The organism is Pseudomonas sp. NY11955 (genome assembly GCF_048068035.1).
GTDB lineage: Bacteria > Pseudomonadota > Gammaproteobacteria > Pseudomonadales > Pseudomonadaceae > Aquipseudomonas.
In genome coordinates this window covers 361,995-382,987 of sequence record NZ_JBLUPS010000005.1, presented here as the reverse complement: position 1 = coordinate 382,987, position 20,993 = coordinate 361,995, and the positions used below count along the sequence as shown (strand labels likewise).

Annotated in this window: 20 protein-coding genes; 14 read left to right on the top strand and 6 right to left on the bottom strand. The window is 61.4% G+C overall.

Going from position 1 to position 20,993, the window contains the following annotated elements:
- Positions 1-19: 19 nt before the first annotated feature.
- Together ACNFBR_RS12620 and ACNFBR_RS12615 are read right to left on the bottom strand one after the other, a co-directional pair.
- A complete protein-coding gene (locus tag ACNFBR_RS12620) occupies positions 20-1,237 on the bottom strand; it encodes an argininosuccinate synthase (protein WP_003254941.1) in 1,218 nt (405 codons plus the stop codon).
- A 421-nt stretch (positions 1,238-1,658) separates the two neighbouring features.
- Positions 1,659-2,660, bottom strand: coding sequence for a flagellar protein MotY (locus tag ACNFBR_RS12615; protein WP_416735194.1), 1,002 nt, complete (start codon positions 2,658-2,660; stop codon positions 1,659-1,661).
- Positions 2,661-2,790: 130 nt separating this feature from the next.
- On the opposite strand from ACNFBR_RS12615, the gene pyrC reads away from it, so the two are divergent.
- Entirely contained in the window at positions 2,791-3,837 is a 1,047-nt protein-coding gene (gene pyrC, locus ACNFBR_RS12610) for a dihydroorotase (protein ID WP_416735193.1), read from the top strand.
- A 59-nt stretch (positions 3,838-3,896) separates the two neighbouring features.
- Complete coding sequence (gene rnt / locus ACNFBR_RS12605; RefSeq protein ID WP_225917480.1) at positions 3,897-4,508, top strand: ribonuclease T; 612 nt, start codon at positions 3,897-3,899, stop codon at positions 4,506-4,508.
- 159 nt (positions 4,509-4,667) lie between these two features.
- Here rnt and ACNFBR_RS12600 read toward each other — a convergent pair whose 3' ends face one another.
- Positions 4,668-5,270: a peroxiredoxin gene (locus tag ACNFBR_RS12600; protein WP_416735192.1), complete on the bottom strand. Its 603-nt coding sequence runs from the start codon at positions 5,268-5,270 to the stop codon at positions 4,668-4,670.
- A gap of 224 nt (positions 5,271-5,494) precedes the next feature.
- Between ACNFBR_RS12600 and ACNFBR_RS12595 the strand changes: the two genes are divergently transcribed.
- Entirely contained in the window at positions 5,495-5,713 is a 219-nt protein-coding gene (locus tag ACNFBR_RS12595; RefSeq protein WP_045185737.1) for a bacterioferritin-associated ferredoxin, read from the top strand.
- Between the two features lie 201 nt (positions 5,714-5,914).
- Positions 5,915-6,388, top strand: a complete 474-nt coding sequence (gene bfr, locus ACNFBR_RS12590) for a bacterioferritin (RefSeq protein WP_003258014.1) — start codon at positions 5,915-5,917, stop codon at positions 6,386-6,388.
- Between the two features lie 57 nt (positions 6,389-6,445).
- On the opposite strand, the gene grxD is transcribed toward bfr, so the two are convergent.
- Both grxD and ACNFBR_RS12580 read right to left on the bottom strand, forming a co-directional pair.
- Positions 6,446-6,781 carry a Grx4 family monothiol glutaredoxin gene (gene grxD, locus ACNFBR_RS12585; protein WP_012273887.1) on the bottom strand — a complete coding sequence of 112 codons (336 nt, stop codon included), beginning with the start codon at positions 6,779-6,781 and terminating at the stop codon, positions 6,446-6,448.
- A 91-nt stretch (positions 6,782-6,872) separates the two neighbouring features.
- Positions 6,873-8,981 carry a molybdopterin-dependent oxidoreductase gene (locus ACNFBR_RS12580; RefSeq protein WP_416735191.1) on the bottom strand — a complete coding sequence of 703 codons (2,109 nt, stop codon included), beginning with the start codon at positions 8,979-8,981 and terminating at the stop codon, positions 6,873-6,875.
- A 376-nt stretch (positions 8,982-9,357) separates the two neighbouring features.
- On the opposite strand from ACNFBR_RS12580, the gene argF reads away from it, so the two are divergent.
- On the top strand, positions 9,358-10,278 hold the full coding sequence (argF, locus tag ACNFBR_RS12575; protein WP_416735190.1) for an ornithine carbamoyltransferase: 921 nt from the start codon (positions 9,358-9,360) through the stop codon (positions 10,276-10,278).
- Positions 10,275-11,384, top strand: coding sequence for an ABC transporter ATP-binding protein (locus ACNFBR_RS12570; protein ID WP_416735189.1), 1,110 nt, complete (start codon positions 10,275-10,277; stop codon positions 11,382-11,384). The genes argF and ACNFBR_RS12570 overlap by 4 nt, the downstream gene beginning before the upstream one ends.
- 36 nt (positions 11,385-11,420) lie before the next feature.
- On the opposite strand, the gene ybaK is transcribed toward ACNFBR_RS12570, so the two are convergent.
- Complete coding sequence (gene ybaK, locus ACNFBR_RS12565; RefSeq protein WP_012273891.1) at positions 11,421-11,891, bottom strand: Cys-tRNA(Pro) deacylase; 471 nt, start codon at positions 11,889-11,891, stop codon at positions 11,421-11,423.
- A gap of 304 nt (positions 11,892-12,195) precedes the next feature.
- Here ybaK and ACNFBR_RS12560 point away from each other — a divergent pair, with 304 nt between their 5' ends.
- The 8 genes from ACNFBR_RS12560 to ACNFBR_RS12525 all read left to right on the top strand — a co-directional run bounded on the left by ACNFBR_RS12560 (position 12,196) and on the right by ACNFBR_RS12525 (position 20,957).
- Complete coding sequence (locus tag ACNFBR_RS12560) at positions 12,196-13,044, top strand: MIP/aquaporin family protein (RefSeq protein ID WP_416735188.1); 849 nt, start codon at positions 12,196-12,198, stop codon at positions 13,042-13,044.
- Positions 13,045-13,094: 50 nt separating this feature from the next.
- Positions 13,095-14,594 (top strand): glycerol kinase GlpK, encoded by a 1,500-nt coding sequence (gene glpK / locus ACNFBR_RS12555; protein WP_416735187.1) that lies wholly within the window; start codon positions 13,095-13,097, stop codon positions 14,592-14,594.
- Between the two features lie 101 nt (positions 14,595-14,695).
- Positions 14,696-15,451, top strand: coding sequence for a DNA-binding transcriptional repressor GlpR (gene glpR / locus ACNFBR_RS12550; RefSeq protein WP_416735186.1), 756 nt, complete (start codon positions 14,696-14,698; stop codon positions 15,449-15,451).
- 462 nt (positions 15,452-15,913) lie between these two features.
- Entirely contained in the window at positions 15,914-17,452 is a 1,539-nt protein-coding gene (glpD, locus tag ACNFBR_RS12545; RefSeq protein WP_416735185.1) for a glycerol-3-phosphate dehydrogenase, read from the top strand.
- Between the two features lie 292 nt (positions 17,453-17,744).
- The gene (locus ACNFBR_RS12540; RefSeq protein WP_416735184.1) at positions 17,745-18,662 is read left to right on the top strand and encodes a glutamate/aspartate ABC transporter substrate-binding protein; all 918 of its coding nucleotides are present in this window, start codon (positions 17,745-17,747) and stop codon (positions 18,660-18,662) included.
- A gap of 145 nt (positions 18,663-18,807) precedes the next feature.
- Entirely contained in the window at positions 18,808-19,554 is a 747-nt protein-coding gene (locus ACNFBR_RS12535) for an amino acid ABC transporter permease (protein WP_416735183.1), read from the top strand.
- On the top strand, positions 19,555-20,226 hold the full coding sequence (locus ACNFBR_RS12530) for an amino acid ABC transporter permease (RefSeq protein ID WP_264360556.1): 672 nt from the start codon (positions 19,555-19,557) through the stop codon (positions 20,224-20,226).
- Positions 20,223-20,957, top strand: coding sequence for an amino acid ABC transporter ATP-binding protein (locus ACNFBR_RS12525; protein ID WP_416735182.1), 735 nt, complete (start codon positions 20,223-20,225; stop codon positions 20,955-20,957). Before ACNFBR_RS12530 ends, ACNFBR_RS12525 begins: the two co-directional genes overlap by 4 nt.
- Positions 20,958-20,993: the final 36 nt, after the last annotated feature.

The window sequence follows — 20,993 nt, the reverse complement described above, 5'->3', positions numbered from 1 at the left end:
TCATTGCACAAAGCCACAATCAGAGCAGCGAGCGGCCCTTGTTGGCAGCAATGCGCATGCGCAGAGCGTTGAGCTTGATGAAGCCGGCAGCGTCCGCCTGGTTGTAGGCGCCGCCATCTTCTTCGAAGGTGGCGATGTTGGCGTCGAACAGCGAATCGTCCGACTTGCGACCGACCACGGTGACATTGCCCTTGTACAGCTTCAGACGCACAACGCCATTCACGTTGACCTGCGAAGCGTCGATCATCTGCTGCAGCATCAGACGCTCCGGGCTCCACCAGTAGCCGGTGTAGATCAGGCTGGCGTACTTCGGCATCAGCTCATCTTTCAGGTGAGCGACTTCGCGGTCCAGTGTGATCGACTCGATGGCACGGTGAGCCTTGAGCATGATGGTGCCGCCTGGGGTCTCGTAGCAGCCACGCGACTTCATGCCGACGTAACGGTTTTCGACGATGTCCAGGCGGCCGATGCCGTTGGCACCACCGATACGGTTCAGGTCGGCCAGCACGGTGGCCGGGGATTTCTCGACGCCGTCGATGGCGACGATGTCACCGTTGCGGTAGGTCAGCTCGATGTAGGTAGCCTGGTCCGGGGCGTTCTCAGGCGAGACGCTCCAGCGCCACATGTCTTCTTCGTGCTCGGTCCAGGTATCTTCCAGGACACCGCCTTCGTAGGAGATGTGCAGCAGGTTGGCGTCCATCGAGTACGGCGACTTCTTCTTGCCGTGACGCTCGATCGGGATGCCGTGCTTTTCGGCGTAGTCCATCAGCTTCTCGCGGGACAGCAGGTCCCACTCGCGCCATGGAGCGATGACCTTGACGCCTGGCTTCAGGGCGTAGGCACCCAGCTCGAAACGCACTTGGTCGTTGCCTTTGCCGGTAGCGCCATGGGAAATGGCGTCAGCGCCGGTTTCGTTGGCGATTTCGATCAGGCGCTTGGCGATCAGCGGACGGGCGATGGAAGTACCCAGCAGGTACTCGCCTTCGTAGACGGTGTTGGCGCGGAACATCGGGAACACGAAATCACGCACGAATTCTTCGCGCAGGTCATCGATGTAGATCTCTTTAACGCCCATTGCCTGGGCTTTGGCACGAGCCGGCTCGACCTCTTCGCCCTGACCCAGGTCAGCGGTGAAGGTCACCACTTCGCAGTTGTAGGTATCCTGCAGCCACTTGAGAATCACCGAAGTATCAAGGCCGCCGGAATACGCCAGTACGACCTTTTTTACGTCCGCCATGCCATCACTCCACGGGGTTGTACGGAAAGGGATCGATTCTAACGGCCCTGCAGAAAAAATTACAGTGGGGCGACAGCTTCTGACGACAAAGCGACAGGAACTTTCGTAGGGGCGACGAGATGTATGCCTTGAGATGTTCGGCGCGTATGAGATCGAGCGCCGCCCGCGCGGCGCATCGCGAGCGAAGCTCGCTCCTACATTTGTTTCGGGCCAATTATTCCTGTGGGGTTTACGCGCGAACGCCTTGGTGCATGGCTGGATATCGCGTCGTACGAACAAGGCGGTCGCGCACGCCTGCCACAGGCGATACTTGCCCGAAACAAATGTAGGAGCGAGCTTCGCTCGCGATGCGCCGCGCGGGCGGCGCTCGATCTCACAGGCGCTGGAGATGCTGTGCCGAACACCCGGGGCCTACCCAATCTCAGGGTGCCTTGCCCACCGCGGCAGCAGCCGGGCTGGTTGGTGCTGCTGGTGCTGGTGCTGGTGCTGGTGCTGGTGCTGGTGCTGGTGCTGGTGCTGGTGCTGATGCAGGCGCTGCAACCGGCGCCTGCTCCACCGGTTTCAGGACCACCTCAACCCGATCCAGCTCAATATTCACCCGCCGATTGCGCGCCCGATTCGCCGCACTGTTGTTCTTCGCCAACGGATAACGCTCACCATGGAAGCGCACAGTGATCTGCTCTTCCTTCACACCATGGGCCGTGAAGTAATCAGCCACCGCCAACGCCCGGCGGCGCGACAGGTCACGGTTGGTCAGGCGGTTGCCACTGTTGTCGGAGTGACCGTTGAGCTCGATGTGGTTCACCGTCGGGTCGGCTTTCATGTAATCCAGAATCACATCCAGCCGTGCACGCGCCGCTTCGTCCAGCTCGATGCCGCCCCCCGGGAAGCCCACCTGAGTCTGGCGCACCTGGTCGTAGTTCATCGGCAACAGCTTACTGGCACAGGCTTGATAGTCACTGTAGGCCTTGGCGAAGCTGACCGGCAGCACACGCACCTCCATCGGCCTGCCAGCCTCACCGGTGTAGTTGCGCACCACGGTGCTGCGCCCGTCGAGCAAGCCGTTGATCAAGCGGCTGGCCTGCCCTTGGGATGAGCTGAACAGCACCCCGCTGCGGGCCATGCGCACATTGCCCAGGTTGATATCGCCACGCCCAGGTTGCCACGGCGCTGCCGCCGCTAGCAGGCTGGCGCTGCCCGTGCCGAGCAAGTTGCTGTCCGAACGCAGCTGGAACACCGGCTGCTCGCCCGCCCGGCGCACGAACTCACCACTGCCAAAGCCGTCGATCGGTTGGATCAAGCGGCATTCGAACTGATCACCCTCGACCTTCCAGGCAATGTTCTCCATGCGCGTCTGGAAAGTCAGTGCGCCGGCCGGCAGGCTGGCGAACAGGGTCAACAGGGCTAGGTAACGCTGGCGCACGGGCGGCTCCACAAATTCTGACGGCTTACCTGCAGGCTATCGGACGCCGCTCGGAAAACTTGATAGCCGTGCTCGCCCCAGGGTTTTCCGGTAGGATTGGGGCTTGAGTTCGACCCGCCTGGAATCCCCAATGTCCGATCGCCTGACCCTCCTGCGCCCCGACGACTGGCACATCCATCTGCGCGATGGTGCCGTCCTGCCCCACACCGTTGGCGATGTGGCGCGTACCTTCGCCCGTGCCATCATCATGCCCAACCTGGTTCCGCCGGTGCGCAATGCCGCCGAGGCCGGCGCCTACCGTGAGCGCATCCTCGCCGCCCGCCCGGCCGGCAGCCGCTTCGAGCCGCTGATGGTGCTGTACCTCACCGACCGCACCAGCCCCGAGGATGTCCGTGCGGCCAAGGCCAGCGGCATCGTGTACGCCGCCAAGCTGTACCCGGCCGGCGCCACCACCAACTCCGACTCGGGCGTAACCAGCATCGACAACATCTTCCCGGCCATCGAAGCGCTGGCGGAAGTCGGCATGCCACTGCTGGTGCACGGTGAAGTGACCCGCAGCGAAATCGACGTGTTCGACCGCGAGAAGCGCTTCATCGACGAGCACATGCGCCGCTTGGTCGAACGCTTCCCCACATTGAAAGTAGTGTTCGAACACATCACCACTGGCGATGCCGCGCAGTTCGTCACCGAGGCCCCGGCTAACGTCGGTGCCACCATCACCGCGCAGCACCTGCTGTACAACCGCAACCACATGCTGGTTGGCGGCATTCGTCCGCACTTCTATTGCCTGCCGATCCTCAAGCGCAACACCCATCAGGTAGCGCTGCTGGACGCGGCCACCAGCGGTAACCCGAAGTTCTTCCTGGGCACCGACTCGGCGCCGCACGCCCGTCACGCCAAGGAAGCCGCCTGCGGTTGCGCCGGCTGCTACACCGCCTACGCCGCCATCGAGATGTACGCCGAAGCATTCGAACAGCGCAATGCCCTGGACAAGCTGGAAGGCTTCGCCAGCCTGCACGGCCCGGCCTTCTACGGCCTGCCGGCAAACACCGATACCATTACCCTGGTTCGCGAAGAATGGACCGCCCCGGACAGCCTGCCGTTTGGCGAGCAGACGGTAATCCCGCTGCGCGCGGGTGAGAAACTGCGTTGGCGCCTGCTGGAGGAAAACGCGTGAGCGAAGACCTCTACGAAGACGACCTGGACACCCAGGGCAGCAGCGGTTCGCGCCATCCGATGGCCGAGCGCTTTCGCGGTTACCTGCCGGTAGTGGTGGATGTGGAGACCGGTGGTTTCAACAGCGCTACCGATGCCCTGCTGGAAATTGCCGCCGTCACCATCGGCATGGACGAGAAAGGCTTCCTGTTCCCTGAGCACACCTACTTCCACCGGGTGGAGCCGTTCGAGGGCGCCAACATCGAGGCGGCCGCGCTGGAGTTCACCGGGATCAAGCTGGACCACCCACTGCGCATGGCCGTCAGCGAGGAAAGCGCGCTGACCGACATCTTCCGGGGTGTACGCAAGGCGCTCAAGGCCAATGGCTGCAAGCGGGCGATCCTGGTAGGCCACAACAGCAGCTTCGACCTGGGCTTCCTCAATGCGGCAGTGGCGCGCAATGACCTGAAGCGCAACCCGTTCCACCCGTTCTCCAGCTTCGATACCGCCACACTGGCGGGCCTGGCCTATGGCCAGACGGTTCTGGCGCGTGCTTGCCAGAGCGCCGACATCGACTTTGACGGGCGTGAGGCGCACTCGGCGCGTTACGACACCGAGAAGACGGCCGAGCTGTTCTGCGGCATCGTCAACCGCTGGAAAGAGATGGGCGGCTGGCGCGATTTCAACGATTGATCTGAAAAAGCATTCGCGGGCATGCCCGCTCCCACAGGTTCACCTTTGCCTTCAGGCATGCAGAGAACTTGTGGGAGCGGGCGCGCCCGCGAACAGGCCGGCACAGAACGGCACAAAAAAAACCGGCCACCAGGGCCGGTTTTTTCATGCACGCGGCAATTACAGCTTGCCAGCGTTCTCGCTCAGGTAGGCAGCAACGCCTTCTGGCGAAGCGTTCATGCCCTTGTCGCCTTTTTTCCAGTTGGCAGGGCAGACTTCGCCGTGCTCTTCGTGGAATTGCAGAGCGTCGACCAGGCGCAGCAGCTCGTCCATGTTACGGCCCAGTGGCAGGTCGTTGATGATCTGCGAACGGACAACACCATTGGTGTCGATCAGGAAGGCACCACGGAAGGCTACGCCACCTTCGGACTCGACGTCGTAGGCTTTGCAGATTTCGTGGGTCATGTCGGCAGCCAGGGTGTACTTCACCTGACCGATACCGCCGTTGTTGACCGGGGTGTTACGCCAGGCGTTGTGGGTGAAGTGCGAGTCGATCGACACGCCGATCACTTCCACGTTACGGGCCAGGAAGTCAGGGATGCGGTTGTCCAGGGCGATCAGCTCGGACGGGCAGACGAAGGTGAAGTCCAGCGGGTAGAAGAACACCAGGCCGTACTTGCCCTTGATGGCCGAAGCCAGGTTGAAGCTGTCGACGATCTCGCCATTGCCCAGCACGGCCGGAACGGTGAAATCGGGGGCTTTCTTACCAACGAGTACGCTCATTGTAATCTCCTGATGAGGGTGAAAAACCGTTTGCCGGGCCAGACGAGCCTGCCCGACATCCAACAAAGGCCGACCATCATACACGGCTTCTGATGACAGGCCGACTCCATCGACACAGCAACCGCCGGTCGCTCAAGCGCGGCCCTTCCAGAAAGTCCTTTGACAAGCATTCTCATTAACATTAAGCTCCAACCCATCGACTCAACCCGCGATGGTCAGCCCTTATGTATGTGTGTCTTTGTGTCGGCGTTACCGACGGACAGATCCGCGATGCGATCTATGAAGGATGCTGCAGTTACAAGGAAGTGCGAGCCGCGACCAATGTCGCCAGCCAGTGTGGCAAATGCGCCTGCCTGGCCAAGCAAGTGGTCCGTGAGACCTTGACCGAGCTTCAGGTCAGCCAGGCCGCCCTGCCCTACCCGGTAGAATTTACCGCAGCCTGAAAACCCAGAATTTGAAGAACCGGACCTGGCGTCCGGTTTTTTTATGCCCAAAATTCAATAAGTTAGCGTTCCAACGCGGTTCACAAACATTCTTATTCCTATTAATTTTCACTTATTATTCAATAACTTAGGTTTGACACTCCTAAGTATCGGGCTCAAACTTCACTGTATTGGCACACTTCTACAGGGCAGGAACCCGAAATGAAAGGCGACGTAAGCGTCATCCAGCATCTCAACAAGATCCTCGGAAACGAGCTGGTCGCGATCAACCAGTACTTCCTGCACGCACGCATGTACGAAGATTGGGGCCTGAACAAGCTCGGCAAGCACGAGTACAAGGAATCCATCGACGAGATGAAGCACGCTGACAAACTGATCAAGCGTATTCTGTTCCTCGAAGGCATCCCAAACGTTCAGGACCTGGGCAAGCTGCTGATCGGCGAGCACACCAAGGAAATGCTCGAGTGCGACCTGAAGATCGAACAGAAAGGCCTGGTCGACCTCAAGGCAGCCATCGCCCATTGCGAAACCGCTGGCGACTTCGGCTCGCGTGACATGCTCGAAGATATCCTCGAGTCCGAGGAAGAACACATCGACTGGCTGGAAACCCAGCTGGGGCTGATCGACAAGATCGGTATCGAAAACTACCTGCAGTCGCAGATGGGCGAAGAGTAATTTTTCGCCGCATAAAAAAACCCGCGATCAGCGGGTTTTTTTATGCTTGCCGGAAGATCAGGCTTCAGCAGCCTTGGCCTTGGCAGCCGCTTCCTTGATCAGGGTTTGCAGCTCACCCTTTTCGAACATTTCCAGCATGATGTCGCTACCGCCAACCAGCTCGCCAGCTACCCACAGCTGCGGGAAAGTCGGCCAGTTAGCGTACTTTGGCAGGTTGGCGCGAATTTCTGGGTTCTGCAGGATGTCGACGTAGGCGAACTTTTCGCCACAACCCATCACAGCCTGCGATGCCTTGGCCGAGAACCCGCACTGCGGGGCATTCGGCGAGCCTTTCATGTAAAGCAGAATGGTGTTGTTGGCAATCTGCTCTTTGATCGTATCGATGATATCCATCTAGCACCTCAGCTGAACTTTCCGACGCGGTCGTCGGCACGGTGACGCATTGTATCGGAAAGCCGAGCAGCGTGCTCGGCCTTACCGCTCCTTACGCGGCCTCTACCTGCACCGGCACGCCATTGAGGGCAGCATTGCCGGAAACCGGGTCCCGCAGGCGCTCGTCGGTCAGGTCATTGGCACTCACCCCAGGTTGCGCCTGGGCGACCTGCATGTGCACGCCCTGACGGCCGTGACCGAAACCATGGGGCAAGCTGACCACACCGGGCATCATGTCCTCGCAGGCCTGCACCTCCACTTCGAGCTCACCGGTGCGCGAACGGATACGCACCCGCTGGCCATCCTGCAACTGACGCTGTTGCAGGTCTTGCGGGTGCATCAACAACTGATGGCGTGGCTTGCCTTTCACCAGGCGATGGAAATTGTGCATCCACGAGTTGTTGCTGCGCACATGTCGACGCCCGATCAATAGCAGCTCGCCCGGCACCGGGGGCGCCAATTGCGCCAGCCGGTGCAGGTCGTCCAGCAACACCTGAGGTGCCGCCTCGACAGCCTTGCTGGCAGTTGCCAGGCGCACAGCCAGATTGCTGCGCAAAGGCCCGAGGTCAAGCCCGTGCGGGTGATCGTCCAGCGTTGCCAAGGAGAGCCGCCAAGGCGTTGCATCGCCATAGCGCCCTTTGCGCAGGGCCAGGTCGATCATCTGCGCAGGCGCCATAGTCGCTTTCAATTCCAAGTCGGCACGCTTGGCAAACGCCTGCGCCAGGCCAACGAAGATTTCCCAGTCATGCAGCGCCCCCTCCGGCTTGGCCAGAATCGCCCGGTTGAAACGGGTGACGTTGCGCACGGCCAGCAAGTTGAAGGTGCTGTCGTAATGGTCGTTTTCCAAAGCCGAGGTGGAGGGCAGGATCAGGTGGGCGTGGCGAGTGCTCTCGTTGATGTAGAGGTCGATGCTGAGCATGAACTCCAGGTCTTGCAGTGCCGCATCCAGCTGGCGGCCGTTAGGGGTGGACAGCACCGGGTTGCCGGCTACTGTCACCAGGGCGCGCACCTGCCCGTCACCCGGCGTCCGTATCTCCTCGGCCAAGGCCGCCACGGGCAGCTCGCCGCCGTACTCGGGCAAGCCCGACACACGGCTCTGCCAAGCGTTGAAATGGCCACCGGAGGTGGTTGCCACCAGATCGACGGCAGGCTCCGTGCACAACGCGCCGCCTGGGCGGTCAAGATTGCCGGTCACCAGGTTGATCAGTTGCACCAGCCAATGGCAAAGGGAGCCAAAAGCTTGGGTCGAGACGCCCATGCGGCCATAGCACACAGCCTGCCCGGCAGCGGCGAAATCCCGTGCCAGTTGGCGAATGTCCGCCGCTGCAATACCACAATGGGCACTCATGGCCTCGGCACTGAACGGCGCAATGGCCTCGCGCACCTGCTGCAGGCCGCTGACGGGCAAGTGCGAGCCCCGGGCCAGGCCCTCTTCAAACAAGGTATTGAGCAGGCCACACAGCAGCGCTGCATCACCACCGGGACGGATGAACAGATGGGTGTCGGCCATCGCCGCCGTTTCGCTACGCCGCGGGTCCACCACCACCAGGCGCCCACCACGCGCCCGCAGGGCCTTCAGACGCTTCTCCACGTCCGGTACGGTCATGATGCTGCCATTGGAGGCCAACGGGTTGCCGCCAAGAATCAGCATGAATTCGGTATGGTCGATGTCCGGGATCGGCAGCAACAGGCCATGGCCATACATCAGGTGGCTGACCAGGTGTTGCGGCAACTGGTCCACTGACGTGGCAGAGAAGCGGTTGCGGGTCTTGAGCAGGCCCAGGAAATAGTTGCTGTGGGTCATCAAGCCGTAGTTGTGCACGCTCGGGTTGCCTTGGTAGACCGCCACGGCATTGCGCCCATGGGCTTGCTGGACTGCCCACAACCTGTCGGCAGCCAGGGCGAAGGCCTCGTCCCAGCCAATGGCCTGCCAATGCTCGCCTACTCGCTTGTGTGGCTGGCGCAGGCGATCCGGGTCGTTCTGAATGTCCTGCAAGGCCACGGCCTTGGGGCAGACATGGCCACGGCTGAACGGGTCCAGAGGGTCGCCCTTGATCGAGCTGATCAACGCCCGCCCGTCGTCCTCGTGGCTGACTTCGATGTTGAGCCCGCAAATCGCTTCGCACAGGTGACACGCACGGTGATGCAGGGTCTTGGTCATGGCCGCCTCTGCCTTGTTGTTATCCAACCGTGACTATGCGCCCGGCCCCTCGTCGCAGCCAGCGTGCTTTGCCGCATGAATCCACCGACATCAGGCGCACGATTTGCGACAGCCATTTGCCAAATTGCCAGCAAGCCGTGTACAACCTTTGTGTAGTAAATAAAAAACAGCACGGGCCAACGGGTAAAGACACCCTTTGCAACACCCTTTGCGATCAGGCCGCTGTTTCCCCCCTTGGCTTCAGGCGACATTTACTTATAGTATTGCGCCTTTCCCTATTTCGTCCGCCCCGTGCGGCTTACGCCGCAGGTCACTCCCGTTGTCAAAAAAAACCATACGGTCGACCTGCATACCGTTGCAGATAAGGTAGTCAATCATGAGCGCTAGGCACTTTCTCTCCCTGCTGGACTTCACCACCGACGAATTGCTCGGGGTGATCCGCCGCGGCATCGAGCTGAAGGACCTGCGCAAACGAGGCGTGCTGTTCGAGCCACTGAAGAACCGCGTACTGGGCATGATCTTCGAGAAGTCCTCGACCCGTACCCGCGTGTCCTTCGAGGCCGGTATGATCCAGCTCGGCGGCCAGGCCATCTTCCTGTCCCCGCGCGACACCCAACTGGGCCGTGGCGAGCCGATTGGTGACAGCGCCATCGTGCTGTCGAGCATGCTCGATGTGGTGATGATCCGTACCCACGCCCACAGCACCCTGACCGAGTTCGCCGCCAAATCGCGCGTACCGGTGATCAATGGCCTGTCCGACGAGTCGCACCCGTGCCAGCTACTGGCCGACATGCAGACCTTCCTTGAGCACCGTGGCTCGATCCAGGGCAAGACCGTGACTTGGATCGGCGATGGCTTCAACATGTGCAACTCCTATATCGAGGCCGCCAGGCAGTTCGATTTCCAACTGCGCATCGCCTGCCCCGAAGGCTACGAGCCGGACCAACGCTTCATGGCGCTGGGTGGTGACCGCGTGCAAATCATCCGTGATGCCAAAGAAGCCGTGCGTGGTGCACACCTTGTGGTCACCGATGTCTGGACTTCCATGGGCCAGGAGGAGGAAACTGCACGGCGCCTGGCGCATTTCGCGCCTTACCAGGTCACCCGCGAACTGCTCGACCTGGCGGCACCCGATGTCCTCTTCATGCACTGCCTGCCCGCCCACCGTGGCGAGGAAATCAGCCAGGACCTGCTCGACGACCCACGTTCGGTCGCCTGGGACGAGGCTGAAAACCGCCTGCATGCACAGAAGGCGCTTCTCGAATTCCTTGTAGAACCGGCTTACCACCACGCATGAGTCAACCCCTACTGCTCAACCTGCGCAACCTCGCCTGCGGCTATGGCGACCAGCGCATCGTCCAGAACCTCAACCTGCACCTGAATGCAGGCGACATTGGTTGCCTGCTGGGTTCTTCCGGTTGTGGCAAAACCACCACCCTGCGCGCCATCGCTGGCTTCGAGCCGGTGCACGAGGGCGAGATCCAGCTGGCCGGCGAGGTCATTTCCCGCGCGGGTTTCACGCTTGCCCCGGAAAAGCGCCGTATCGGCATGGTGTTTCAGGATTACGCGCTGTTCCCGCACCTGACCGTGGCACAGAACATTGCCTTTGGTATCGCCAAGCACCCCCGCCAGGCTGCAGTCATCGAAGAGATGCTGGAGCTGGTCAAGTTGGGTGGCCTGGGCGGGCGTTATCCGCATGAGCTGTCCGGCGGGCAGCAGCAGCGGGTCGCCTTGGCCCGGGCGCTCGCGCCCGAGCCGCAGTTGCTGCTGCTCGACGAGCCGTTCTCCAACCTTGACGTGGAGCTGCGCCGGCGCCTGAGCCATGAGGTTCGCGACATTCTGAAAAGCCGTGGTACCAGCGCCATTCTGGTTACCCACGACCAGGAAGAAGCCTTTGCCGTCAGCGATCAGGTCGGCGTGTTCAAGGAAGGCCGCCTGGAGCAGTGGGATACACCGTACAACCTTTACCACGAACCGCAGACGCCGTTCGTGGCCAGCTTCATTGGTCAGGGGTACTTCATCCGTGGCCAGATGAGCAGCCACGAGGCCGTCAATACCGAGCTGGGTGAACTGCGCGGTAACCGTGCCTACATCATGGCACCGGGCAGTTCGGTGGATGTGCTGCTGCGTCCGGACGACATCGTGCATGCGCCGGGCAGCGCGCTACAGGCCAATATCGTCGGCAAGAGCTTCCTGGGAGCCTCGACACTGTACCGCCTGCAATTGCCGACCGGCAGCCAGCTCGAAGCGATCTTCCCTAGCCACAACGACCATCAGGTTGGCGAGGATGTGGAGATTGCGGTGAAGGCCGATCACCTGGTGCTGTTCCCGGTACCGGGCAGCGTGGCGGCGCAGTTGCCGCGGCAGGAAAACGGCGTTCGTCGCTACAGTTCGGCAACCTGACTCCAATACCCTGGGGCCGCTTTGCGGCCCAGGATCTCAGCCTCGACCAATACCGGCGAACTTGCCTTGGGTATGCTCGGCCAGCACCGCCGCCGCCAACTCCACTTCCAGCCCACGCCGCCCGGCGCTGACATGGATGGTTGCAAAGTTCTGCGCTGACTCGTCGATGAACGTGCGCAAGCGCTTCTTCTGCCCCAGCGGGCTGATCCCACCCACCAGGTAACCCGTAGCCCGCTGCGCCGCCGCAGGGTCGGCCATCTCGCACTTCTTCACCCCGGCAGCATGGGCCAGGGCCTTGAGGTCCAGGGTGCCCACCACAGGCACGACCGCTACCAGCAACTCCCCTTTCTCGCTGCTTGCCAGCAACGTCTTGAACACCTGTTGCGGGTCGAGCCCAAGCTTCTCCGCCGCTTCCAGGCCATACGACGCCGACTTCGGGTCATGTTCATAACTGTGCACGCGATGCTCGGCACGGTGCTTCTTCAACAGGTCTAGGGCGGGGGTCATGCAAGGGCTCCGGTCTGGATCGGCTCGGCGGCTACTTTAGGACAATTCCCACATCCCAGCCAGCGCACCGCAATCGCGCAGCTCTAGTACGTGGATTGGCAGCTGATTTTAACGGCCATATCGTGACTGGTCGTTCACTTTCGACCTTTGACATCAGCGTTTCTTGTCTATATTTTTTCGTTTCTGAATAAACACTGCACTTTTAAAGTGCATTTCCTACATACGCTCGGGGTCAATGGGGATAGACACCGGGCTTTGCTGTCGAGCGCCACGCGCCTCACAACAAAAAAAAACGAGGTCATACATGACGACTGCTCTACGCCAACCCACGCTGTCCAGCCAATGCCTGGCCGAGTTCCTCGGCACCGCCCTGCTCATCTTCTTCGGCACTGGCTGCGTCGCCGCGCTCAAGGTCGCGGGCGCCAGCTTCGGGCTGTGGGAAATCAGCATCATCTGGGGCGTGGGGGTCAGCATGGCCATCTACCTCACTGCCGGCATTTCCGGTGCGCACCTGAACCCGGCCGTGAGCATCGCCCTCACCCTGTTCGCCGGGTTCGACAAGCGCAAGCTGCCCTTCTACATGCTGGCCCAGGTGTGTGGTGCCTTTTGTGGTGCGGCGCTGGTCTACACGCTGTACAGCAGCCTGTTCTTCGATTTCGAACAAGCCCACGCCATGCTGCGCGGTAGCGAAGCCAGCCTGGAGCTCGCCTCGGTGTTCTCCACCTACCCGCACCCGTCGCTGTCCATCGGCCAGGCATTTCTGGTCGAAGTGGTGATCACTGCCATTTTGATGGCCGTGATCATGGCCCTGACCGACGACAACAACGGCCTGCCGCGCGGTGCCATGGCGCCGCTGTTGATCGGCCTGCTGATTGCGGTGATTGGTAGCGCCATGGGCCCGTTGACCGGCTTTGCGATGAACCCTGCCCGTGATTTCGGGCCAAAACTCATGACCTTCCTGGCCGGCTGGGGCGAAATCGCCTTCACTGGCGGACGAGACATTCCTTATTTCCTGGTTCCGGTGTTCGCCCCGATCCTTGGCGCCTGCCTGGGTGCTGCGACCTATCGCGGCCTGATTGCCCGCAATCTGCCAACGGCCGCCGCGAACCCTGAGACAAATGACATTCGCCAGGGCGATACTCAAGTCAATTGATGCCGGCATCACGCCCAGCCCTGACCCCTATTTTTGCAAGGCCTACGACCATGACAGACACCCAGGATAAGAACTACATCATCGCCCTGGACCAGGGCACCACCAGTTCACGGGCGATCATTTTCGACCGTGACGCCAATGTGGTGGGCACCTCCCAGCGCGAGTTCGTCCAGCACTACCCGCAGGCGGGCTGGGTCGAACACGACCCGATGGAGATCTTCGCCACGCAGAGCGCGACCATGGTCGAGGCCCTGGCCCAGGCCGGTATCAGCCACGCCCAGGTCGCTGCGCTGGGCATTACCAACCAGCGCGAAACCACTGTGGTGTGGGACAAGGAAACCGGCCGTCCGGTGTACAACGCCATTGTCTGGCAGTGCCGCCGCAGCACCGAAATCTGTGCTCAGCTCAAACGTGACGGCCATGAAGACTACATCCGTGAAACCACCGGCCTGGTCACCGATCCTTACTTCTCCGGTACCAAGCTGAAGTGGATCCTCGACAATGTCGAAGGCGCCCGTGAGCGCGCCGAGCGTGGCGAACTGCTGTTCGGCACCATCGACACCTGGCTGATCTGGAAGTTTTCGGGTGGCAAGGTGCACGTCACCGACTACACCAACGCCTCGCGCACGCTGATGTTCAACATCCACAGCCTGCAATGGGACGACAAGCTGCTGGAAATCCTGGGTATCCCACGGCAAATGCTGCCTGAAGTGCGCCCATCCTCGGAAGTGTACGGCCACACCAAGAGCGGCATCGCCATCGCCGGTATCGCCGGCGACCAGCAATCGGCACTGTTCGGCCAGATGTGCGTGGAGCCTGGCCAGGCCAAGAATACCTACGGCACCGGCTGCTTCCTGCTGATGAACACTGGCGACAAGGCGGTCAAGTCGTCCCATGGCCTGCTCACCACCATTGCCTGCGGCCCGCGTGGTGAAGTGGCCTATGCGCTGGAAGGCGCCGTATTCAACGGCGGCTCCACCGTGCAATGGCTGCGTGACGAATTGAAGATCGTCAACGACGCACTGGATACCGAGTACTTCGCCAGCAAGGTCAAGGACAGCAACGGCGTGTACCTGGTACCGGCCTTCACCGGCCTGGGCGCCCCGTACTGGGACCCGTATGCACGCGGCGCGCTGTTCGGCCTGACCCGTGGGGTGAAGGTGGACCACATCATCCGCGCGGCGCTGGAGTCGATTGCCTATCAGACCCGCGACGTGCTCGACGCCATGCAGCAGGACTGCGGCGAGCGCCTGTCCGAGCTACGCGTGGACGGCGGTGCAGTGGCCAACAACTTCCTCATGCAGTTCCAGGCCGACATCCTCGGCACCTGCGTGGAACGGCCGCAAATGCGCGAAACCACGGCCCTGGGCGCCGCCTACCTGGCAGGCCTGGCCTGTGGCTTCTGGAGCGGCCTTGACGAGTTGCGCGACAAGGCGATCATCGAGCGCGAGTTCAGCCCACAGCTGGACGAAACGCAGAAAGAGAAGCTGTATGCCGGCTGGAAGAAGGCGGTCGAACGCACCCGTGACTGGGAAGATCACGAGGCATGACGCCTGCTGGGGCCGCCAAGCGGCCCCAATCGTCTACTGGTCGTCCTCCCCTTCCTACGGCATCATTGCAGCATTTGTCCGGCAGCCCCAAAGGACCGCCCATGAATCTGCCCCCTCGCCAACAACAAATCCTCGAACTGGTGCGCGAACGCGGCTACGTCAGTATCGAAGAAATGGCGCAGCTGTTCGTCGTGACCCCGCAAACCATTCGCCGCGACATCAACCAGCTGGCCGAGCTCAACCTGCTGCGTCGCTACCACGGTGGCGCGGCCTACGACTCGAGCATCGAGAACACCGCCTACGCCATGCGTGCCGACCAGATGCGCGACGAAAAGCAGCGCATTGCCGACGCCGTGGCCCGGCAGATTCCCGACCATGCCTCGCTGTTCATCAACATTGGTACCACCACCGAATCGATTGCCCGGGCACTGCTCAACCACAGCCACCTGAAAGTCATCACCAACAACTTGCATGTGGCAGCGATCCTGGCCGCCAAGGACGATTTCGAGGTGCTGGTGGCGGGCGGCACTGTGCGCCGCGATGGGGGAGTAGTCGGCCAGGCCAGTGTCGATTTCATCAACCAGTTCAAGGTCGACTTCGCCCTGGTGGGTATCAGCGGTATCGACGAAGATGGCAGCCTGCTCGATTTCGACTACCAGGAAGTGCGGGTATCTCAGGCGATCATCGCCAATGCCAGGCAAGTGATCCTTGCCGCCGACTCCAGCAAGTTCGGGCGCAACGCCATGGTACGCCTGGGCTCGATCAGCCTGGTCGATTGCCTGGTGACCGACCAGGCGCCAACGCCCACCCTCACTCAGTTGCTTAATCAGTACAAGATTCGGCTCGAGGTGGTGTGAGGGCTGGGATGTTCATGTCGAAGGGTTTGTGGCGCCTGTGAGATCGAGCGCCGCCCGCGCGGCGCATCGCGAGCGAAGCTCGCTCCTACATTTGTTTCGGGCCAATTATGCCTGTGGGATTTGCGCGCGAACGCCTTGGCGCATGACTCGATATCGCGTCGTACAAACCAGGCGGTCGCGCGCGCTTGTCACAGGCGACACTGGCCCGAAACAAATGTAGGAGCGAGCTTCGCTCGCGATGCGCCGCGCGGGCGGCGCTCGATCTCACAGCCACCACAAACATTCCGCCATACACCCGCCCCCAAACCACCCCCCAAATTTTCGTAAATGTTCACTTTATTGTCATCCGATCAGTTTTTTCTATAAAGACTGACTGGCGACCGCCTTTCCATTGCGCTAGTATTTTCGAAAACGAACATCAATGTTCATATTCGATGTGAACAGCCCCAGGAGGCCTTGCCCGTGTCCCAACCCGTTTCGTCCCAGCCCCCAGCCGCCGACTGCTATGACCTCGCCGTGATCGGCGGTGGCATCAATGGCGTGGGCATCGCTGCCGACGCCGCCGGGCGTGGCCTCAAGGTTTTCCTCTGCGAAAAGGACGACCTGGCCCAGCACACCTCGTCGGCCAGCAGCAAGCTGATCCACGGCGGCCTGCGCTACCTGGAGCACTACGAGTTCCGCCTGGTCCGCGAAGCGCTGGCCGAACGGGAAGTGCTGCTGGCCAAGGCACCGCACATCGTCAAGCCGATGCGCTTCGTACTGCCACACCGCCCGCACCTGCGCCCGGCGTGGATGATTCGCGCAGGCCTGTTCCTGTACGACCACCTGGGCAAGCGCAAGCGCCTGGGTGCCTCGCGCAGCCTGCGTTTTGGCCCGGGGTACCCGCTCAAACCGGCGATCACCCGCGGTTTCGAATACGCCGACTGCGCCGTGGATGACGCCCGCCTGGTGGTGCTCAATGCCATGGCCGCCCGTGAACACGGCGCACACATCCACACGCGCACCCGCTGCCTGCGCGCCGAACGCGTCGATGGCCTGTGGCAAGTTGAACTGCAGCACGCCGATGGGCGCCTGCAGACCATTCGCGCCCGCGCCCTGGTCAACGCCGCCGGCCCATGGGTCGCCAGCTTCATCAAGGATGACCTCAAGCTCGATGCGCCTTATGGCATTCGTCTGATCCAGGGCAGTCACCTCATCGTGCCGCGACTGTACGAAGGTGAGCATGCCTACATCCTGCAAAACGAAGACCAGCGCATCGTGTTCTGCATCCCTTACCTGGGCCGCTTCACCCTGATCGGCACCACGGATCGCGAATACAGCGGCGACCCGGCCAAGGTGGCGATCACCGAGCAGGAGACCGACTATCTGCTCAAGGTGGTCAACGCTCACTTCAACCATCAGCTGAGCCGCGACGACATCCTGCACACCTATTCCGGTGTGCGCCCGCTGTGCAACGACGAGTCGGACAACCCCTCCGCCGTTACCCGCGACTACACCCTGGCATTGTCGTCCGAGCAGGGCCAGGCGCCGTTGTTGTCTGTGTTCGGGGGCAAGCTGACGACCTATCGCAAGCTGGCCGAGTCGGCGATGGCGGAACTGAAACCGTTCTTCACTCAGATGCGCGAAAGCTGGACCGCCGAAGCGCCGCTGCCAGGCGGGGAAAACATGAGCAGCGTCAAAGCGCTGGTCGACGCCCTCCTCACCCACAGCGCCTGGCTGCCCGAGGACATTGCCAAGCGCTGGGCACAGACCTACGGCAGCCGCGTATGGCAGTTGCTCGAAGGTGTCCAGGGCCCGGACGACCTGGGCCAGGCTATTGGTGGTGGGTTGTTTGCCCGTGAAGTGGACTATCTGCTGGCTAACGAGTGGGCGGCCAGCAGCGACGACATTCTCTGGCGCCGTACCAAGCTTGGCTTGTTTACAACAGCTGCAGAGCAGCAAGTGCTCGACCAGTACCTGCAGCAGGCCAGGCTGCACCAGGCCCGGGTGCAGGCAGCCTGAACCCCACACGGTCCGCGCCCCCGGTCATGGCACCGGGGGCGACGCTCATTCATTCGGGTTTCCGAACGGCAATCGTCACTTCATTCGGAATGCCGAGCACACATTTGGCGAAAAAAACCTTCATCAAAGGGTAATCCCCAGCATTTTCGCGGCGTTATGATCAGGCGCAGAGCTTGGCACGACTCATGCTCTACACTTGGTAGCCGAATGCACTCGCTTCTTGCGGTATTCGTTGAACGAAAGAGTCCGCCAACGGCTCCATAAAAAAAACAAACACGTCGAGGAAAATTTGATGCGTATCGTTCGTCAATTGCTGGGCGCCGCCATCGCGGCCGCTGTGATCGCTTCGCCGGCCATGGCCGAAGAACTGACCGGCACCCTGAAGAAGATCAAGGAATCGGGCACCATCACCCTGGGCCACCGCGACTCCTCCATCCCGTTTTCCTACCTGGCCGGCAAGCCCGAGCCCGTGGGCTACTCGCATGACATCCAGCTGGCTGTCGTCGACGCCCTGAAGAAGCAACTGGGTACCGACATCAAGGTCAAGTACAACCTGGTCACCTCCCAGACCCGCATCCCGCTGGTGCAGAACGGCACCGTCGACCTGGAGTGCGGCTCCACCACCAACAACGTCGAGCGCCAGCAGCAAGTCGGCTTCTCGGTCGGCATCTTCGAAGTCGGTACCCGCCTGTTGACCAAGGTCAAGGACGGTCAGCCTGCATTCAAAGACTTCCCGGACCTGGCCGGCAAGAACGTGGTGACCACCGCCGGTACCACCTCCGAACGCATCCTCAAGGCGATGAACGCCGACAAGCAGATGAAGATGAACGTGATTTCCGCCAAGGACCACGGTGAAGCCTTCAACATGCTCGAAAGCGGCCGCGCCGTGGCCTTCATGATGGACGACGCCCTGCTCGCCGGCGAAATGGCCAAGGCGCGCAAACCGTCGGACTGGGTCATCACCGGTACCCCGCAGTCGTACGAAATCTACGGCTGCATGGTGCGCAAGGATGACGCGGCCTTCAAGAAAGCGGTCGATGACGCCATTGTCGGTTACTTCAAGTCCGGTGAAGTCAACAAGAGCTACGACAAGTGGTTCCAGCAGCCGATCCCACCAAAAGGCCTGAACCTGCAGTTCCCGATGAGCGACGAGTTGAAGAAACTGATCGCCGAGCCGACCGACAAGGCCGCGGACGAGAAGAAGTCCTGATCCTCAGCCAATAGTGGCCTGGTGCTCACGAGCACGAATCAATTCTGCAGGCCACTCATTAGTGTCTAACCTTTCATCCGAGGGCGCGCGCCGCCCTTGGATGCTCGAAGGTGCCCGTGAAACAACCGTCTGAGGGGAAATCCCGATGAATTACAACTGGGACTGGGGCGTGTTCTTCAAGTCCACCGGCGTGGGCAGCGAAACCTATCTGGACTGGTACGTCACCGGCCTGGGCTGGACCATCGCCATCGCCATCACCGCCTGGATCATCGCGCTGCTGCTGGGGTCGGTCCTCGGTGTCATGCGGACCGTGCCGAACCGCCTGGTATCGGGCATCGCTACCGCCTATGTGGAACTGTTCCGCAACGTGCCATTGCTGGTGCAGCTGTTCATCTGGTACTTCCTGGTACCGGACTTGCTGCCCGAAGGCTTGCAGGAGTGGTTCAAGCAAGACCTCAACCCGACCACCTCGGCGCTGATCAGCGTCGTCATCTGCCTGGGCCTGTTCACCGCCGCCCGCGTCTGCGAGCAGGTGCGTACCGGTATCCAGGCGCTGCCTAAAGGCCAGGAAGCCGCCGCCCGCGCCATGGGCTTCAGCCTCCCGCAGATCTACAACAACGTGCTGCTGCCGCAGGCTTACCGGATCATCATTCCGCCGCTCACCTCCGAGTTTCTCAACGTCTTCAAGAACTCCTCGGTGGCGTCGCTGATTGGTCTGATGGAACTGCTGGCGCAGACCAAGCAGACCGCCGAGTTCTCCGCCAACCTGTTCGAGGCGTTCACCCTGGCCACACTGATCTACTTCACCCTGAACATGGGCCTGATGCTGCTCATGCGCATGGTCGAGAAAAAAGTCGCCGTGCCCGGCCTGATCTCCGTGGGGGGCAAATAAATGGATATGGATTTCAGCGAAATCATCCCGGCCCTGCCGGCCCTGTGGGACGGCATGGTCATGACCCTGCAGTTGATGGTCATGGGCGTTGTCGGCGGTATCGCGCTGGGCACCATCCTGGCACTGATGCGCCTGTCATCGAGCAAGCTGCTGTCCCGTGTGGCAGGAGCCTACGTCAACTACTTCCGCTCGATCCCGCTGCTGCTGGTGATCACCTGGTTCTACCTGGCGGTGCCGTTCGTGCTGCGCTGGATTACCGGCGAAGACACGCCAGTCGGTGCGTTCACCTCTTGCGTGGTCGCCTTCATGATGTTCGAGGCCGCGTACTTCTGCGAAATCGTCCGCGCCGGCGTGCAGTCGATCTCCAAAGGCCAGATGGGCGCCGCGCAAGCGCTGGGCATGAATTACGCGCAAACCATGCGCCTGATCATCCTGCCCCAGGCCTTCCGCAAAATGACCCCCCTGCTGCTGCAACAGAGCATCATCCTGTTCCAGGACACCTCGCTGGTCTACACCGTCGGCCTGGTGGACTTCCTCAACTCGGCACGCTCCAACGGCGACATCATCGGCCGCTCACATGAGTTCCTGATCTTCGCCGGGGTCGTCTACTTCATCATCAGCTTCTCCGCTTCGTGGCTGGTCAAGCGCCTGCAAAAAAGGATCACCGTATGATTTCCATCAAGAACGTCAACAAGTGGTACGGCGACTTCCAGGTACTGACCGACTGCAGCACCGAGGTCAAGAAAGGTGAGGTGGTGGTGGTCTGCGGCCCGTCGGGTTCGGGCAAGTCCACCCTGATCAAGTGCGTCAACGCGCTGGAGCCGTTCCAGAAGGGCGACATCGTGGTCGATGGCACCTCGATTGCCGACCCGAAGACCAACCTGCCCAAACTGCGCTCGCGCGTGGGCATGGTGTTCCAGCACTTCGAGCTGTTCCCGCATCTGAGCATCACCGAAAACCTGACCATCGCCCAGCGCAAGGTACTGGGCCGCAGCGAGGCGGAAGCCACCAAGAAGGGCCTGGCCCTGCTCGACCGCGTAGGCCTCAGTGCCCATGCCAAGAAGCACCCCGGCCAGCTTTCTGGCGGTCAGCAACAACGCGTCGCGATCGCCCGCGCGCTGGCGATGGACCCGATCGTCATGCTGTTCGACGAACCCACCTCGGCACTGGACCCGGAAATGGTCAGCGAGGTACTGGACGTGATGGTGCAGCTGGCCCACGAAGGCATGACCATGATGTGCGTGACCCACGAGATGGGCTTTGCCCGCAAGGTCGCCAACCGGGTCATCTTCATGGACAAGGGCAACATCATCGAAGACTGCACCAAGGAAGAGTTCTTCGGTGACCAGAGCGCCCGCGACCAGCGCACCCAGCACTTCCTCAGCAAGATCCTGCAGCACTGAGTCGGCCACCGCATTCGCTGCCACGGGACCCACCGG

What these genes read in the sequence shown, in the direction of transcription:
- ACNFBR_RS12525 (WP_416735182.1), top strand. Translation starts at nt 20,223, where the DNA reads ATGATTTCCATCAAGAACGTCAACAAGTGGTACGGCGACTTCCAGGTA.
- ACNFBR_RS12540 (WP_416735184.1), top strand. Translation starts at nt 17,745, where the DNA reads ATGCGTATCGTTCGTCAATTGCTGGGCGCCGCCATCGCGGCCGCTGTG.
- bfr (WP_003258014.1), top strand. Translation starts at nt 5,915, where the DNA reads ATGAAAGGCGACGTAAGCGTCATCCAGCATCTCAACAAGATCCTCGGA.
- ACNFBR_RS12535 (WP_416735183.1), top strand. Translation starts at nt 18,808, where the DNA reads ATGAATTACAACTGGGACTGGGGCGTGTTCTTCAAGTCCACCGGCGTG.
- ybaK (WP_012273891.1), bottom strand. Translation starts at nt 11,891, where the DNA reads ATGACCCCCGCCCTAGACCTGTTGAAGAAGCACCGTGCCGAGCATCGC.
- ACNFBR_RS12600 (WP_416735192.1), bottom strand. Translation starts at nt 5,270, where the DNA reads ATGAGCGTACTCGTTGGTAAGAAAGCCCCCGATTTCACCGTTCCGGCC.
- glpK (WP_416735187.1), top strand. Translation starts at nt 13,095, where the DNA reads ATGACAGACACCCAGGATAAGAACTACATCATCGCCCTGGACCAGGGC.
- ACNFBR_RS12570 (WP_416735189.1), top strand. Translation starts at nt 10,275, where the DNA reads ATGAGTCAACCCCTACTGCTCAACCTGCGCAACCTCGCCTGCGGCTAT.
- ACNFBR_RS12595 (WP_045185737.1), top strand. Translation starts at nt 5,495, where the DNA reads ATGTATGTGTGTCTTTGTGTCGGCGTTACCGACGGACAGATCCGCGAT.
- pyrC (WP_416735193.1), top strand. Translation starts at nt 2,791, where the DNA reads ATGTCCGATCGCCTGACCCTCCTGCGCCCCGACGACTGGCACATCCAT.
- ACNFBR_RS12530 (WP_264360556.1), top strand. Translation starts at nt 19,555, where the DNA reads ATGGATATGGATTTCAGCGAAATCATCCCGGCCCTGCCGGCCCTGTGG.
- grxD (WP_012273887.1), bottom strand. Translation starts at nt 6,781, where the DNA reads ATGGATATCATCGATACGATCAAAGAGCAGATTGCCAACAACACCATT.
- ACNFBR_RS12580 (WP_416735191.1), bottom strand. Translation starts at nt 8,981, where the DNA reads ATGACCAAGACCCTGCATCACCGTGCGTGTCACCTGTGCGAAGCGATT.
- argF (WP_416735190.1), top strand. Translation starts at nt 9,358, where the DNA reads ATGAGCGCTAGGCACTTTCTCTCCCTGCTGGACTTCACCACCGACGAA.
- glpR (WP_416735186.1), top strand. Translation starts at nt 14,696, where the DNA reads ATGAATCTGCCCCCTCGCCAACAACAAATCCTCGAACTGGTGCGCGAA.
- ACNFBR_RS12560 (WP_416735188.1), top strand. Translation starts at nt 12,196, where the DNA reads ATGACGACTGCTCTACGCCAACCCACGCTGTCCAGCCAATGCCTGGCC.
- rnt (WP_225917480.1), top strand. Translation starts at nt 3,897, where the DNA reads ATGGCCGAGCGCTTTCGCGGTTACCTGCCGGTAGTGGTGGATGTGGAG.
- ACNFBR_RS12620 (WP_003254941.1), bottom strand. Translation starts at nt 1,237, where the DNA reads ATGGCGGACGTAAAAAAGGTCGTACTGGCGTATTCCGGCGGCCTTGAT.